The sequence below is a fragment of the Citrobacter sp. Cb023 genome, assembly GCF_030336805.1.
GTDB lineage: Bacteria > Pseudomonadota > Gammaproteobacteria > Enterobacterales > Enterobacteriaceae > Citrobacter > Citrobacter braakii.
Genome location: NZ_JAOWCV010000033.1, coordinates 96,906 through 111,341, shown reverse-complemented (window position 1 = coordinate 111,341; position 14,436 = coordinate 96,906). Strand labels below are relative to the sequence as shown.

Sequence of the window (14,436 nt, the reverse complement as noted above, 5' to 3'; positions counted from 1 at the left end):
TCCAACTTATAATTTTTGACTCCGCACCGCGGGGCGTTTGAGATTTTATTATGCTAATCAAATTATTAACAAAAGTATTCGGTAGCCGTAACGAGCGTACGCTGCGTCGTATGCGTAAAGTGGTCAATGTCATCAATGCAATGGAACCGGAGATGGAAAAACTCTCCGATGATGAACTGAAAGCGAAGACCGCTGAATTCCGCGCCCGTCTGGAAAAAGGCGCCAGCGTTGAAAGCCTGATCCCGGAAGCGTTCGCGGTGGTCCGCGAAGCGAGTAAGCGTGTGTTCGGCATGCGTCATTTCGACGTACAGCTGCTGGGTGGTATGGTGCTTAACGATCGCTGCATCGCGGAAATGCGTACCGGTGAAGGTAAAACCCTTACCGCAACGCTGCCAGCCTACCTGAACGCCTTAAGCGGGAAGGGTGTACACGTGGTTACCGTGAACGACTACCTGGCTCAGCGTGACGCCGAAAATAACCGCCCGTTGTTTGAATTCCTCGGCATGACCGTGGGTATCAACATGTCTGGCCTGCCTGCGCCAGCCAAGCGTGAAGCCTACAATGCCGATATTACTTACGGTACCAACAACGAATACGGCTTTGACTACCTGCGCGACAACATGGCGTTTAGCCCGGAAGAGCGCGTTCAGCGTAAACTGCACTATGCGCTGGTCGATGAAGTCGACTCCATCCTGATCGATGAAGCGCGTACGCCGCTGATCATTTCCGGTCCGGCTGAAGACAGCTCGGAAATGTATAAAAAAGTGAACAAAATCATCCCGCACCTGATTCGTCAGGAGAAGGATGATTCCGACACGTTCCAGGGGGAAGGCCACTTCTCTGTTGATGAGAAAGCGCGCCAGGTCAACCTGACCGAACGTGGTCTGGTACTGATTGAAGAGCTGTTGGTTAACGAAGGCATCATGGATGAGGGCGAATCGCTGTACTCTCCGGGCAACATTATGCTGATGCACCACGTGACTGCTGCACTGCGCGCACACGTGCTGTTTACCCGCGACGTTGACTATATCGTGAAAGACGGTGAAGTTATCATCGTCGACGAACACACCGGTCGTACTATGCAGGGCCGCCGCTGGTCCGATGGTCTGCACCAGGCTGTTGAAGCCAAAGAAGGCGTAGATATCCAAAACGAGAACCAGACGCTGGCATCTATTACCTTCCAGAACTACTTCCGTTTGTACGAAAAACTGGCCGGTATGACCGGTACAGCAGATACTGAAGCCTTTGAATTCAGCTCCATTTACAAACTGGATACCGTTGTTGTGCCGACCAACCGCCCGATGATCCGTAAGGATTTACCGGATCTGGTGTACATGACTGAAGCGGAAAAAATTCAGGCGATCATTGAAGATATTAAAGAGCGTACCGCAAATGGCCAGCCGGTGCTGGTTGGTACTATCTCTATTGAAAAATCGGAAGTGGTTTCTAACGAGCTGAACAAGGCGGGTATCAAACACAACGTTCTGAACGCCAAGTTCCACGCCAACGAAGCCGCAATCGTCGCCCAGGCGGGTTATCCGTCCGCAGTGACTATCGCGACAAACATGGCAGGTCGTGGTACCGATATCGTGCTGGGTGGTAGCTGGCAGGCGGAAATTGCCGAGCTGGAGGACCCGACTCCAGAACAAATCGCGCAGATCAAAGCCGAGTGGCAGGTTCGCCATGATGCGGTGTTAGCTGCAGGCGGTTTACATATTATCGGTACCGAGCGTCACGAATCTCGTCGTATAGATAACCAACTGCGTGGTCGTTCTGGTCGTCAGGGGGATGCGGGGTCTTCTCGTTTCTATCTGTCGATGGAAGATGCGCTGATGCGTATTTTTGCTTCTGACCGCGTGTCCGGCATGATGCGTAAACTGGGCATGAAGCCTGGTGAAGCGATTGAACACCCGTGGGTGACTAAAGCGATTGCAAACGCGCAGCGTAAAGTAGAAAGCCGCAACTTCGATATTCGTAAGCAACTGCTGGAATATGATGACGTTGCCAATGACCAGCGTCGCGCAATCTACACCCAGCGTAACGAACTGCTGGACGTAACTGACGTTAGCGAAACCATTAATAGCATCCGTGAGGATGTCTTCAAAGCGACGATTGATGCATATATTCCGCCGCAGTCTCTGGAAGAAATGTGGGATATCCCGGGTCTGCAGGAACGTCTGAAAAACGACTTCGATCTGGAAATGCCTATTTCAGAGTGGCTTGATAAAGAGCCTGAGCTGCATGAGGAAACGCTGCGCGAACGTATTCTGGCAAACGCCATCGAAGTTTATCAGCGTAAAGAAGAAGTTGTGGGCGCGGAGATGATGCGTCACTTCGAAAAAGGCGTGATGCTGCAAACTCTCGATTCTCTGTGGAAAGAGCACCTTGCGGCGATGGACTACCTGCGTCAGGGTATCCACCTGCGTGGTTATGCGCAAAAAGATCCGAAGCAGGAATACAAGCGTGAATCCTTCTCTATGTTTGCATCAATGCTGGAATCACTGAAGTACGAAGTGATCAGCACCCTGAGCAAAGTTCAGGTACGTATGCCTGAAGAAGTAGAAGCGATGGAGCAGCAACGTCGTGAAGACGCTGAACGTTTAGCGCAGATGCAGCAGTTGAGCCATAAAGGTGACGATTCTGCCGCGGCAGAAGAGCTGGCAGCACAAACTGGCGATCGTAAAGTGGGTCGTAACGATCCGTGTCCTTGCGGTTCCGGCAAAAAGTACAAACAGTGCCATGGCCGCCTGAGTTAAGAAAATAACTTACTGAAAAGGCGCAGAATTCTGCGCCTTTTTTATGGACGATAAAGATGAAAATACTACAGATCGCCGTCGGGATTATTCGCAACCAGCACCATGAAATTTTTATTACCCAGCGTGCGGCTGATGCCCACATGGCAAATAAGCTGGAGTTCCCCGGCGGGAAAATTGAAGCGGGCGAAACGCCGGAGCAGGCGCTGATTCGCGAGTTACAGGAAGAAGTAGGCATTACGCCGACTCAAAGCTCACTGTTCGAAAAGCTGGAGTACCAGTTTCCGGACCGGCATATCACTCTGTGGTTCTGGCTGGTTGAAAGCTGGGAAGGCGAACCGTGGGGGAAAGAGGGGCAACCGGCGCAGTGGATTGCGCAAGATGCTCTGAATACAGAAGATTTTCCGCCTGCGAATGCGCCGGTAATTGAAAAGCTGATTGCTGGATAAAGGTGTTCGTAGGCCGGATTAGGCAACCCCACCATCCGGCAAATTAGGGCGGGGTCGCTACGCTTGCCCGCCCTACGTTTTAGCTGAATTACTTCTGCTCTTCACTCCAGTCGTCGTTTTCCGACAGATCACCAGAGCTTGGGATACGTTTCTCTTCTGCGGCCCACTCACCCAGATCGATTAACTGGCAGCGCTTGCTGCAGAATGGGCGAAACGGGCTGACTTCACCCCACACTACGGGTTTGCCGCAGGTTGGGCAGTTGACGATGGTTTGTTCAGACATGTTGACTCCTTAACAGCACGCCAGATCAAAATCGAGACGCTCAGGCACCTGGCCATTCTCGCTATCCAGCGGCATAAAGCGAATAGCAAAGCGGCTCTTATGACCAGAAATTTGCGGATAAAGCTGCGAATCAAGCGGCAGCTGCAAGCGAAGCAGATCGGCATCTTCGCCGTTGTCCTGATAAAAACCATTCAAGCTGGTTTGCTTACGGAATGGCGCAGAGTTGCGAATTAAATCCAGCACCAGCGACAGTGCCTGATTGAGCGGATTCAGACTTGCAAGCCAGGTTTCAACCTGCGCGTCGCGATGCGACTGCGGTAGATGTAACCAGATATGCAGGGTCGGCAGATCGAAACTGCAGCATCCGCCAGGAATGCTTAAACGCTGACGTACAAGGCCAATCAGACGATCTTCGCGCAGCGTCTGTCCAATACGCGGAGCCGAAATCAGAATGCTGCCCGCGCTTTTTAACTGCTGGCGCAATGCGTCGATCCTGTTTTGATCGACGCCGGGAACTTCAACCCAGGCCTGGAGTTTACGCTGTTGTCTTTCCAGCTCTTTGAGGAGTTCGGTACGGACTTCGCCGCGTTCAAATACATCCAGTAAGTCCCCGATGTTGCGGAAAAAATGCAGTGCGCCTGCATGGTCCGCTATGGGTACATTAACGGAGAGCTGTTGGATTAAAAACTCAATGCGCAGCCATGTACGCATCTTCTCATTGAGAGGGTGTTCAAAAAGGACCTGGGTGTGCATTACGGTTTTTCCTGTGAGACAAACTGCAACGCGCATTGCAAATAGAGCGCGTGCAGGCGGGCGACATCCGAGGCGATGGCCTCCGGTGCGCCATTATTATCAATAACATCGTCTGCCACGGCCAGACGCGCTTCGCGCGTTGCCTGGGCAGCAAGAATTTGTTCAACATGCTCACGCGTGACGTCATCGCGCTGCATAGTGCGTCTGAGCTGTGTCTCGGGGGTAACATCCACCACGAGTACGCGGTTGGCTTTTTTATACAGCGAATTTTCCACCAGCAAAGGTACAACCCACAACAGATAAGGGGAGGTTGCTTGCTGAAACTGGCGCTGCGTTTCCTGCTGAATAAGTGGATGGAGCAAGGCATTCAACCAGCTTTTTTCCTCAGGACTGGAAAAAATGCGTTCGCGTAAAATGCGTCGCTGCAACGATCCGTCGGCAGCGATAACTTCGGTACCAAAATGTTCTTCGATCGCCTTAAGGGCTGGGGTACCGGGTTCAACCACCTGGCGCGCAATAATATCTGCATCAATGACGTTTATTCCGAGGTCAGCGAACGCATTTGCAACGGTACTTTTACCACTGCCAATGCCGCCGGTTAAGGCTACCGTATACCTCATAGATGCAGATCCTGGAGTTTAAGTTTGATTATCAAACAGTTAAAAGTTACGCGTGCGACGGCGAGGTTGCTGCAGGATTAACCTACTATTCGCCAGGTAAATTTATGGGATTGTAGCGTAAAAAAAGAGAATTTCGCAGTCTTGCGCGGCATTGATTAGTGCGTATGATAGCGTCACTGGAGTTGTGAGTTTCGATTTTTCGCCATTAACCCCAGGAATCCGCATATGCGTATCGAAGAAGATCTGAAGTTAGGTTTCAAAGACGTTCTTATCCGCCCTAAGCGTTCTACTCTCAAAAGCCGTTCCGATGTTGAGCTGGAACGTCAATTTACCTTTAAGCACTCAGGTCAGACCTGGTCCGGCGTACCCATTATTGCCGCGAACATGGACACTGTCGGGACGTTTGCCATGGCAACGGCGCTGGCATCCTTCGACATCCTGACTGCGGTACACAAACACTATTCTGTTGAAGACTGGGCTGCTTTCATCGCAGAGAGCTCTGCTGATGTGCTCAAACACGTAATGGTTTCAACCGGCACCTCTGACGCAGATTTCGAAAAAACCAAACAGATTCTGGCGCTCAACCCGGCGCTGAACTTTATCTGCATTGATGTGGCAAATGGCTACTCAGAGCATTTTGTTCAGTTTGTGTCGAAAGCGCGTGAAGCATGGCCGACAAAAACAATTTGTGCGGGCAATGTGGTTACTGGGGAAATGTGTGAAGAGCTGGTTCTTTCCGGCGCGGACATTGTTAAAGTCGGCATTGGCCCGGGTTCTGTATGTACCACACGTGTAAAAACCGGCGTTGGCTACCCACAGCTTTCTGCGGTTATTGAATGTGCCGATGCAGCTCACGGTCTGGGCGGCATGATTGTCAGTGACGGCGGCTGCACAATGCCGGGTGACGTGGCAAAAGCGTTCGGCGGTGGCGCGGACTTCGTTATGCTCGGCGGTATGTTGGCCGGTCATGAAGAAAGCGGCGGCAAAATTGTTGAAGAGAACGGTGAGAAATTCATGCTGTTCTACGGCATGAGCTCTGAATCAGCCATGACGCGTCACGTTGGTGGTGTTGCACAATACCGCGCCGCGGAAGGTAAAACAGTTAAGTTGCCTCTGCGTGGCCCGGTTGATAACACTGCACGCGATATCCTTGGCGGCCTGCGTTCTGCCTGTACCTATGTCGGTGCATCTCGCCTGAAAGAACTGACCAAACGTACAACGTTTATTCGTGTACAGGAACAAGAAAACCGCGTTTTCAATAGCCTGTAAGAACAGGTAGGACTATGACATGCCGGATAAGCAGTGCGCCATCCGGCATTTGAATTTATCCCACCCCGCTCATCGCATCTCCTAAATGAAAAATCGGCAAATACATCGCAACGACCAGCGTACCGATTATCAGCCCCGTAATGACCAGTAACGCAGGCTCGAGTAGCGCAGCCAGATTCTCTGCCTGAGACAATGTTTTCTCGCCGTGGTGATAGGCGAGATTACGCAGCATTGTATCCAGCGAGCCGGAAGCCTCACCTGTTCTGACCAACTGTATGCACAATGGGCTGAATTCACCGCAATTTTTTAGCGCTAACCAGACCGGTTTTCCGGCGCTGATGTCGTGATGTACCTGCGCTAAGCGTTGTGACCAGAAAGGGTTGGCCAGCGTTTCAGTGACGCTCTCAAGACCTTGCAGAAAAGGAATACCTGCATTTTGCGTTAACGCCAGAACAGTGAAGATCTGCGTGAGTTTTTGCCCTCTCACCATCGGCCCTATGACCGGGAGGCCGAGCAGCAATTTCTGGCGCAGAGTGAGCCAGTATGGCTGCTGCTTCATCAGGTGATATGCTGTAACCGCTATCAGGCTGAATGCTCCCGCCAGCCATCCCCATTGGCTGCTAAAATGCGCGATGGCAATAATCCACTGAGTGAGTGCCGGTAGCGGGGTGTTAAACGTCTGGTAAATGGCGGCAAACTCAGGGAGTACAAACTGCAGCATCGCGAATACCACCATCACTGCCATCGTGATGATGAATATCGGATAGCGTAGGGCTTTTTTAACTTTATCCGCCAGCTGCTGTTGATTCTTCTGCTGGCGGGCGAGTTCAAAGCAGCAGTCGTCCAGCTTACCCGTAAGCTCTCCGGTACGGATCATTGCCTGATAAAGAGGCGGAAAAACGTGTTGCCACTGAGATAGCGAGGTGGAGAGAGAAATACCCTGTTCCATATCGTGAGCCAGCGTGCGCAGTAGCGCTTGCCATTGGCTGCTGGGATGCTGTTCAGCCAGCAAAGCTAAACTTGCCGAGAGTGTTAGCCCTGCTTTCAGCAACGTCGCCAGTTGATGTATGGTTTCAGCGCTTTTTTCACGGCTCCAGTGTGAGGCTTTGACACGCATACGATTAATGCGCAGCGGCGTGATATGCCGTTGCTCGAGAGCAAGCATCAATGAGGGGCGGGTATCGGCCCAAAGTACGCCTTCCAGTGGATTACCTTCGTTGCTAATACCTTGCCAGCGCCAAAGCAGTTTAGCTGACATGGGGCATGCCCAGTACGCGTACCAACTCTTCAAATGTTGTTAACCCTTGTTCGACGGCCTTGCAACCATTTTCGAAAAGCGTGCTCATCCCCAGTTGCTGAGCATTCGATTCCACTCCGTCTACGGACGTACCGTTGGCGATGCTCTGGCGCAATGCAGGTGTAACGGGGAGAACTTCAAACAATGCCGTACGGCCATAAAATCCGTGATAGCAATGTTGGCAGCCCGGAGCCTGCCAACGAGGCAGTGGCGTAGGCCAGATCGCTTCCGGGAGCATGATCGGCGTTTCCAGACGTTGTCGGCAATGGGGACACAATTTTCTCACCAACCGCTGCGCAATGACGAGCGTCAGCGCGGAGGCGATCATCCAGCGTGCAACCCCCATTTGCTGCAAGCGTATTAGTGTTTCTGTGGTGGAATTGGTATGTAGTGTTGATAGAACCAGATGACCGGTTTGTGCGGCTTTAAGGGCTATTTCAGCCGTTTCGCCATCACGGATTTCACCCACCATGATAATGTCGGGATCCTGACGCAGCAGCGCGCGCAATACTCCCTGAAAAGTGAGACCGGCACGTGGATGAATTTGTGTCTGGTTAAGACCTGCGATCGGGATCTCTACTGGATCTTCCACGCTACAGAGGTTAACGTCCGGAGTGTTTCGGGTCTGCAGCGCACTGTACAGCGTGACCGTTTTACCGCTTCCGGTCGGTCCGGTGACCAGAATCAGCCCCTGAGGCTGCTGCAACGCTTGTAAAAATGCTGCCAGCTGCGCGTCCTGCATTCCCAGCGCGGTGATTTCCAGCGCTTGATCGACCTGATGCAGTAGCCGTAGCACCACTTTTTCGCCAAAGCGACAGGGCAAGGTGGCGATGCGAAACGAGACCGGCTCTCCTGAAATTTCAACGGTAAATTGGCCGTCTTGCGCAAGTCGGTGCTCGGCAATATCCAGACTGCCTAAAACTTTTAGTCTGGCAGTGATGGCGATACCCATCTCGGTCGTGACGTCCGGTAAAGCATGCAGTACGCCATCCACACGTAATCTGATTCGATAGTGATTTTCCGCTGGCTCAAAATGAATATCAGAAGCCCGTTGCACCAGCGCGGATTGAAACGTCTGATTCAGCAAATCTGCTGCGCTGGCGCTGCTTTTCGTGACCACTGCCGGGAGCATTTTCTGTGGCGTATGCGTGTGGCCTTCCATTTGTTGACGCGTCCAGCAGACGATGTCGATACGTCGGGTGGTGGCAAAATGCAGTGCGTCCAGCAATTCGTGGGACGGAGCGTCCACGACGGCGATGTGCACCACTTCATTGTCTGCATCCAGTAATATTCCCTGATGACGTTGGCACAGCGCCGTAAGTTGGGTGGTATTCATCTCTTTTCCTTAATTGATATCGAAACGGAAAACGTCTTCACAGGCCTGTTGCAATGCGCTGTCATTCTGGATAGCGCAGTTACGACTCCAGCCGGTAATACCGTTGGCATTGTCCCAACCCGGCGTCATGGTGATGCTTAACCCGTTCAGGCTTTCTTGTCCGCTGAGGCTGACCACCCCTTTTTCAACGCTCATGGCGGAGACATAACGGGTGGTGGCTGGAGAAGGGATGCCATTCGTTCCGGCATCACAGGTTGTTGTTCCGCCATGCTCCAGCGCACAGAGCTCAACCGCCGTGCGATAGGGAACAAAGGTTTGCAGCATGTCTGTTAACGCGGCTTTGCGCAGATAGTTTTGATAAGCCGGAATACCGATGGCGCTAAGGATGGCAATAATGCCAATGACCACCATGAGTTCGATAAGTGTGAAGCCTCGTTGCTTGTCCATCGTTCGCTCCTTGAGTTAGCTGGCGCTACTTTGGCAAACGCTCGGGGTCACGGCGAGAGGCAAAAAACAGAACGGGAAGGCGGGTTCCGAGGATTTTTATGAAATTACAGAGTCAGACAACGTATTTGCGAAGAGGCTCGAAGAAACAGCCGTATGGCGGCGTAAACGCTTATCCGGCCGATAGAAAAAACCGACGTGATGGGCCCGATAAGTGAAAGTACTATCGGGCTAAACCATCAGTAATTAGCGAAAACGCATAGAGAGATCGAGCGCGCGAACATGCTTGGTCAGCGCGCCAACAGAGATGAAATCCACGCCGGTTTCGGCAAATTCGCGCAGAGTTTCATGAGTGACGTTACCCGACACTTCCAGACGCGCCTGGCCGTTGGTGCGTTTTACCGCTTCCCGCATTTGGTCAGTTTCGAAGTTATCGAGCATGATGATGTCGGCCCCTGCTTTCAGCGCGTCGTCCAGTTCATCCAGGCTTTCTACTTCGACTTCAACCGGCACATCCGGGTGCAGCCAGAAGGCTTTTTCAACGGCCTGACGTACCGAACCAGAAGCAATAATGTGGTTTTCTTTAATCAGGAAAGCGTCAGAAAGGCCCAGACGATGATTCGCGCCACCGCCGCATAATACGGCGTATTTCAGCGCGGTACGTAGCCCCGGCAGAGTTTTACGTGTATCCAGCAGTTGGGTTTTTGTTCCCGCCAGCAGGTCGACATATTTACGCACCTCGCTCGCCACACCCGAAAGCGTCTGTACAAAATTAAGCGCGGTACGTTCGCCAGTTAGCAGCATGCGGGAAGGGCCGTCCAGTTCAAATAGCGGCTGATTGGCCTTAATGCTGTCGCCATCTTCGACATGCCAGGTGATGTTGACATCATCGCCAGCCAGTTGAATAAAGACCTCTTCTACCCAACGTTTTCCACAAAAAACGCCATCTTCGCGGGTGATCACGGTGGCGTGGGAGCGCATATCCGCGGGTAAAAGCTGTGCGGTGATATCGTTATTGGCATCAACTTCTCCGCCTAAATCTTCACGCAGCGCCTGAGCTACAGCGGCAGGGATATCCAGATTTATGCGTTCCAACAGCGCGTCACGTCGGTAGTCAGGGTTATAGCGGCGAGGCGGCATGATAAAACTCCAAATTGCTAACGAATCATAAGGTGGAAACATGCTACCCTGAACCTGATATGAGCACCACCAATAAGGAGATTCTGCATGTTGTTAGACGAGGGCTGGCTGGCAGAGGCGCGACGCGTTCCCTCTCCTCATTACGATTGCCGCCCGGATGACGAAAACCCTTCTCTGCTGGTGGTGCATAATATCAGCCTGCCGCCCGGTGAGTTTGGCGGCCCGTGGATCGATGCGCTGTTTACGGGCACGATTGATCCCAATGCCCATCCTTATTTTGCCGGGATCGCCCATTTGCGCGTTTCGGCACATTGTTTAATTCGCCGTGACGGTGAAATCGTGCAGTATGTCCCCTTTGATAAACGCGCCTGGCATGCTGGCGTGTCGAACTATCAAGGCCGCGAACGCTGTAATGATTTCTCAATTGGTATTGAGCTGGAAGGGACGGATACGCTGGCCTATACCGATGCGCAGTATCAGCAACTGGCAGCCGTGACGAATGCCCTGATTACGTGTTATCCGGCCATTGCCAACAACATGACAGGACATTGCAATATTGCGCCCGAGCGTAAGACCGATCCCGGGCCCTCTTTTGACTGGGCAAGGTTTCGCGCCCTGGTCACCCCCTCGTCGCACAAGGAGATGACATGACGCTGTTTACAACATTACTGGTGTTGATTGTTGAACGCCTGTTTAAGCTGGGTGAGCACTGGCAGCTTGATCACCGGGTTGAAGCTTTTTTCCGCCGGGTGAAGCATTTTTCGATGATGCGTACGGTAGGCATGGCCCTTATTGCGATGGGGGTGACGTTCCTGCTGCTGCGCGCACTTCAAGGCCTGTTGTTTAACGTGCCTTTGCTGGTGGCGTGGATCTTAATTGGTTTGCTGTGCATCGGCGCTGGCAAGACGCGTCTTCATTATCATGCCTATCTGAACGCGGCTGCTCGCGATGACGCTCACGCCCGTGAAGCGATGGCCAGCGAGCTGACCCTGATTCATGGGATTCCGCCTGAGTGCGATGAGCGTGAGTTCTTGCGCGAACTGCAGAACGCGCTGTTATGGAACAACTTTCGTTTTTATCTGGCGCCGTTATTCTGGCTGATTGTCGGTGGCCCGTGGGGACCGGTGACGCTGGTGGGTTATGCCTTTCTACGTGCCTGGCAGTCCTGGCTGGCGCGCTATCAGACGCCACACCAGCGTTTGCAATCAGGTATCGATGCGATCCTGCATGTGCTGGACTGGATCCCGGTGCGCCTGGCGGGTGTCGTCTATGCGCTGCTGGGGCACGGCGAGAAGGCGTTGCCAGCCTGGTTTGCGTCGCTGGCGGATCTGCATACTTCGCAATATCAGGTGCTTACTCGCCTTGCGCAGTTTTCTTTAGCGCGTGAACCACATACCGATAAAGTCGCAACGCCAAAAGCCGCGGTTTCGATGGCGAAGAAGACCTCGTTTGTGGTGGTGGTGGTCATTGCCGTGTTGACCATTTATGGAACATTAATTTAAGCCATTATTAGTGGATGGCGCTGCGCTTATCCGTCGAGGAAAAAAATTGGCCCGGTCGCTTTGTGCTTGCGGGCCAATCTTTCAAAGCGTATCAGCAGGCGGGATGCCAAAATCTGGCATCCCGTTTTCGTTCCAGCGCACCAGCTTCAGACGAGTGTGGCGGTTTGGATCGTATAGCGGGTCGCCCTCGATTTCAGTGTAATTTCTCGCGTGGTACACCAGCACATCTTCACCTTCCGGCGTTTGCGTAAAGCTGTTGTGCCCCGGCCCGTATTGGCGGTTTTCGTAGCTGGTGGTAAAGACCGGGCGCGGCGATTTGTGCCAGTTCTGCGGGTTGAGCGGATCGGCATTGAGATCAATCCACAATAATCCCATACAGTAGTTCTCATCGGTGGCGCTGGCGGAATAGCTGATAAACAGCTTGTCGCCGTGAACCATGACGGCCGGGCCTTCGTTGACCCAAAAACCCCGGCATTCCCAGTCATACTCTGGATGACTGAGCATTACCGGCTCGCCTTTAATCGTCCATGGATTTTCCAGTTCGGCGAGATAGATATTGGAGTTTCCGGCGATATCGGGGGATTTCTGCGCCCACAGATACCACTGTTTTCCCTGATGGTTAAAGGTAGTGGCATCAAGCGCGAAGGTATCAAACTGCGTTTTAATCTGCCCTTTCTCTGTCCATTGGCCGGTCAGCGGATCGGCGTCTGCACATTCGAGCGCAAACATACGGTGCTGGAACATCCCCAGCTTGTCGAGCGCCTGTGTGTGGGCGGCGGCAAAATAGATGTACCACTTGCCTGCCAGATGATGGATCTCAGGTGCCCAGATCAACTGGCTCATGGGGCCGTTTTCTGGTTTGCGCCAGACGACAACCGGGATAGCGGTGCGTAACCCTTCCAGCGAGTCCGCCCGGCGGATCTCCAGACGATCGTATTCGGGCACTGAAGCAATGAAATAGTAGTGGCTACCGTCACGTAAAATAAACGGGTCGGCACGCTGTTCAATAAAGGGATTTGGCCACTGATTCATTAGGCTTTCCTTACGTTTTCAGTCGTTTTTATATCGTGGTACTCATTCAGTTCACGGTAGTTGGCGCGGCGCTTTTCTAAATCTGTCTGGATTTGTTGCATAAACTCGCGGTCAACTTTCAGCAGACGAACTACGCCTGCGGTAATCAGGTAGCCTACACCCGGTATGATGGTAAACAGCAACATAATACCGTTAATGGCGGAGTCGCTTTGCGCTTTCGCCCCTGCGTCGTAGCCGTACCAGGAGAGCAGGAAACCAACCATCGCTCCGGCAATCGCCAGGCCCAGTTTCAAGAAGAACAGGTTGCCGGAGAAGCTGATTCCGGTGATACGTTTACCGGTTTTCCACTCGCCGTAATCATCGACATCCGCCATCAGCGACCAGTGCAGTGGGGATGGGATCTGATGCAGAATGTTGAGCAGGAAGTAAAGCACCATAATCATCATGGTGGCTTTAGGATCGAAGAAGTAAAACGCGCCGGAGAAAATCGCCAGGATGATATTGGTCCAGAAGAAGACTTTCAGTTTGCACCAGCGATCGGTTAACACCTTCGCCAGCATGCTGCCGATCATCATGCCCACAACGCCAAGGCTGATAAACAGCGTTGCGAACTGCGTGCTTTGCTGCATAACCCAGGTTACGTAGTACATGGTGGCAGCCATGCGAATAAAGCCCGGACAGACGTTGCACAGGGTTAACAGCAGGATTTTTACCCACTGATCGTTTTTCCATACATCTTTCAGGTCGGCTTTTAAATCGTCGTTAGTCGGGACGGCAGGACGTACGCGCTCACGGACGGTTGCAAAGCAAAACAGGAACATACACATGCCGATGAAGGCCAGCACTGCCATCGCCATCTGATAGCCTTTAGCTTTATCTTCCCCGCCAAACCAGTCCGCCATTGGCAGCAAGGTGAGGGAGAGCAGCAGGGTTGCAATTCCTACCAACACAAAGCGATATGACTGGCAGGCGACACGTTCCTTTGGATCGTTAGTGATGACGCTGCCGAGCGAGCAGTAAGGGATGTTGATCGCCGTATAGGTGATAGAGAGCAGGAAGTAGGTGACGAACGCATAGATTACTTTGCTGTTATATGTCCACTCAGGGGTGGTAAACATGAGTACGCTAAATAATGCGTATGGGAAAGCCATCCACAAAAGCCATGGACGAAATCGACCATATTTGCTGCGGGTGCGGTCGGCCATCGCGCCCATAATAGGGTCGGTAACGGCATCTATAACGCGTACTGAGAGCAGTAACACGCCGACCAGGGCCGGTGCCAGGCCAAAAATATCTGTGTAAAAATAGTTAACAAACAACATGATGGCGCCAAAGATGATGTTGCATCCGGCGTCGCCCATTCCATAGCCGATCTTTTCTTTCACCGTGAGCTTACTGGTTTCCATCAACTGCACTCCATTAATAAGATATGGAGATAATTATTGTCTGGCAGAGGTGTTTTTGCGTTGCAGGATAACGCCAGTGATATGGACGAAACAGTCGTGAGTGGGAAAGTGTGAGGCAGGTAACAACCCCCACCTGATGCAGGTGGGGGAGG

The 14,436-nt window shown here is 52.5% G+C and carries 14 protein-coding genes; 5 read left to right on the top strand and 9 right to left on the bottom strand.

The genetic code is table 11. The features are described from left to right. Window positions 1–50 precede the first annotated feature (50 nt). Window positions 51–2,756: a preprotein translocase subunit SecA gene (gene secA, locus OGW44_RS09025; RefSeq protein WP_016151702.1), complete on the top strand. Its 2,706-nt coding sequence runs from the start codon at window positions 51–53 to the stop codon at window positions 2,754–2,756. Between the two features lie 56 nt (window positions 2,757–2,812). Further along, complete coding sequence (gene mutT, locus OGW44_RS09020) at window positions 2,813–3,202, top strand: 8-oxo-dGTP diphosphatase MutT (RefSeq protein ID WP_016155691.1); 390 nt, start codon at window positions 2,813–2,815, stop codon at window positions 3,200–3,202. A gap of 88 nt (window positions 3,203–3,290) precedes the next feature. Here mutT and yacG read toward each other — a convergent pair whose 3' ends face one another. From yacG to coaE, 3 genes are read right to left on the bottom strand one after another with little or no spacing between them, the layout of a single operon-like run. Further along, window positions 3,291–3,485 carry a DNA gyrase inhibitor YacG gene (gene yacG / locus OGW44_RS09015; protein WP_016151704.1) on the bottom strand — a complete coding sequence of 65 codons (195 nt, stop codon included), beginning with the start codon at window positions 3,483–3,485 and terminating at the stop codon, window positions 3,291–3,293. Window positions 3,486–3,494: 9 nt separating this feature from the next. Further along, window positions 3,495–4,238 (bottom strand): cell division protein ZapD, encoded by a 744-nt coding sequence (gene zapD, locus OGW44_RS09010; RefSeq protein WP_016151705.1) that lies wholly within the window; start codon window positions 4,236–4,238, stop codon window positions 3,495–3,497. Continuing rightward, window positions 4,238–4,858 carry a dephospho-CoA kinase gene (coaE, locus tag OGW44_RS09005; protein WP_016155692.1) on the bottom strand — a complete coding sequence of 207 codons (621 nt, stop codon included), beginning with the start codon at window positions 4,856–4,858 and terminating at the stop codon, window positions 4,238–4,240. Before coaE ends, zapD begins: the two co-directional genes overlap by 1 nt. Window positions 4,859–5,083: 225 nt before the next feature. Between coaE and OGW44_RS09000 the strand changes: the two genes are divergently transcribed. Next, window positions 5,084–6,127: a GMP reductase gene (locus tag OGW44_RS09000; RefSeq protein WP_003829510.1), complete on the top strand. Its 1,044-nt coding sequence runs from the start codon at window positions 5,084–5,086 to the stop codon at window positions 6,125–6,127. A 55-nt stretch (window positions 6,128–6,182) separates the two neighbouring features. Here OGW44_RS09000 and hofC read toward each other — a convergent pair whose 3' ends face one another. From hofC to nadC, 4 genes are all read right to left on the bottom strand, one after another. Beyond that, on the bottom strand, window positions 6,183–7,385 hold the full coding sequence (gene hofC, locus OGW44_RS08995) for a protein transport protein HofC (protein WP_137367163.1): 1,203 nt from the start codon (window positions 7,383–7,385) through the stop codon (window positions 6,183–6,185). After that, a complete protein-coding gene (gene gspE / locus OGW44_RS08990; protein ID WP_153689719.1) occupies window positions 7,375–8,760 on the bottom strand; it encodes a type II secretion system protein GspE in 1,386 nt (461 codons plus the stop codon). Before gspE ends, hofC begins: the two co-directional genes overlap by 11 nt. A 9-nt stretch (window positions 8,761–8,769) precedes the next feature. After that, complete coding sequence (gene ppdD, locus OGW44_RS08985) at window positions 8,770–9,207, bottom strand: prepilin peptidase-dependent pilin (RefSeq protein WP_137380757.1); 438 nt, start codon at window positions 9,205–9,207, stop codon at window positions 8,770–8,772. A 243-nt stretch (window positions 9,208–9,450) separates the two neighbouring features. Next, a complete protein-coding gene (nadC, locus tag OGW44_RS08980; RefSeq protein WP_185654739.1) occupies window positions 9,451–10,344 on the bottom strand; it encodes a carboxylating nicotinate-nucleotide diphosphorylase in 894 nt (297 codons plus the stop codon). Window positions 10,345–10,431: 87 nt separating this feature from the next. On the opposite strand from nadC, the gene ampD reads away from it, so the two are divergent. Both ampD and ampE read left to right on the top strand, forming a co-directional pair. Further along, a complete protein-coding gene (gene ampD / locus OGW44_RS08975; RefSeq protein WP_101700748.1) occupies window positions 10,432–10,995 on the top strand; it encodes a 1,6-anhydro-N-acetylmuramyl-L-alanine amidase AmpD in 564 nt (187 codons plus the stop codon). After that, a complete protein-coding gene (ampE, locus tag OGW44_RS08970) occupies window positions 10,992–11,846 on the top strand; it encodes a beta-lactamase regulator AmpE (RefSeq protein ID WP_016155697.1) in 855 nt (284 codons plus the stop codon). The genes ampD and ampE overlap by 4 nt, the downstream gene beginning before the upstream one ends. An 81-nt stretch (window positions 11,847–11,927) precedes the next feature. On the opposite strand, the gene OGW44_RS08965 is transcribed toward ampE, so the two are convergent. After that, the gene (locus OGW44_RS08965) at window positions 11,928–12,878 is read right to left on the bottom strand and encodes a glycoside hydrolase family 43 protein (RefSeq protein ID WP_019078383.1); all 951 of its coding nucleotides are present in this window, start codon (window positions 12,876–12,878) and stop codon (window positions 11,928–11,930) included. Next, on the bottom strand, window positions 12,878–14,284 hold the full coding sequence (locus tag OGW44_RS08960; protein WP_016151715.1) for a glycoside-pentoside-hexuronide (GPH):cation symporter: 1,407 nt from the start codon (window positions 14,282–14,284) through the stop codon (window positions 12,878–12,880). The genes OGW44_RS08965 and OGW44_RS08960 overlap by 1 nt, the downstream gene beginning before the upstream one ends. Window positions 14,285–14,436 lie beyond the last annotated feature (152 nt).

Excerpts from the sequence above, each read along its gene's own strand:
- coaE (WP_016155692.1), bottom strand. The coding sequence starts at position 4,858 with ATGAGGTATACGGTAGCCTTAACCGGCGGCATTGGCAGTGGTAAAAGT.
- gspE (WP_153689719.1), bottom strand. The coding sequence starts at position 8,760 with ATGAATACCACCCAACTTACGGCGCTGTGCCAACGTCATCAGGGAATA.
- OGW44_RS08965 (WP_019078383.1), bottom strand. The coding sequence starts at position 12,878 with ATGAATCAGTGGCCAAATCCCTTTATTGAACAGCGTGCCGACCCGTTT.
- hofC (WP_137367163.1), bottom strand. The coding sequence starts at position 7,385 with ATGTCAGCTAAACTGCTTTGGCGCTGGCAAGGTATTAGCAACGAAGGT.
- ampD (WP_101700748.1), top strand. The coding sequence starts at position 10,432 with ATGTTGTTAGACGAGGGCTGGCTGGCAGAGGCGCGACGCGTTCCCTCT.
- yacG (WP_016151704.1), bottom strand. The coding sequence starts at position 3,485 with ATGTCTGAACAAACCATCGTCAACTGCCCAACCTGCGGCAAACCCGTA.
- zapD (WP_016151705.1), bottom strand. The coding sequence starts at position 4,238 with ATGCACACCCAGGTCCTTTTTGAACACCCTCTCAATGAGAAGATGCGT.
- ppdD (WP_137380757.1), bottom strand. The coding sequence starts at position 9,207 with ATGGACAAGCAACGAGGCTTCACACTTATCGAACTCATGGTGGTCATT.
- nadC (WP_185654739.1), bottom strand. The coding sequence starts at position 10,344 with ATGCCGCCTCGCCGCTATAACCCTGACTACCGACGTGACGCGCTGTTG.
- OGW44_RS09000 (WP_003829510.1), top strand. The coding sequence starts at position 5,084 with ATGCGTATCGAAGAAGATCTGAAGTTAGGTTTCAAAGACGTTCTTATC.
- OGW44_RS08960 (WP_016151715.1), bottom strand. The coding sequence starts at position 14,284 with ATGGAAACCAGTAAGCTCACGGTGAAAGAAAAGATCGGCTATGGAATG.
- ampE (WP_016155697.1), top strand. The coding sequence starts at position 10,992 with ATGACGCTGTTTACAACATTACTGGTGTTGATTGTTGAACGCCTGTTT.
- mutT (WP_016155691.1), top strand. The coding sequence starts at position 2,813 with ATGAAAATACTACAGATCGCCGTCGGGATTATTCGCAACCAGCACCAT.
- secA (WP_016151702.1), top strand. The coding sequence starts at position 51 with ATGCTAATCAAATTATTAACAAAAGTATTCGGTAGCCGTAACGAGCGT.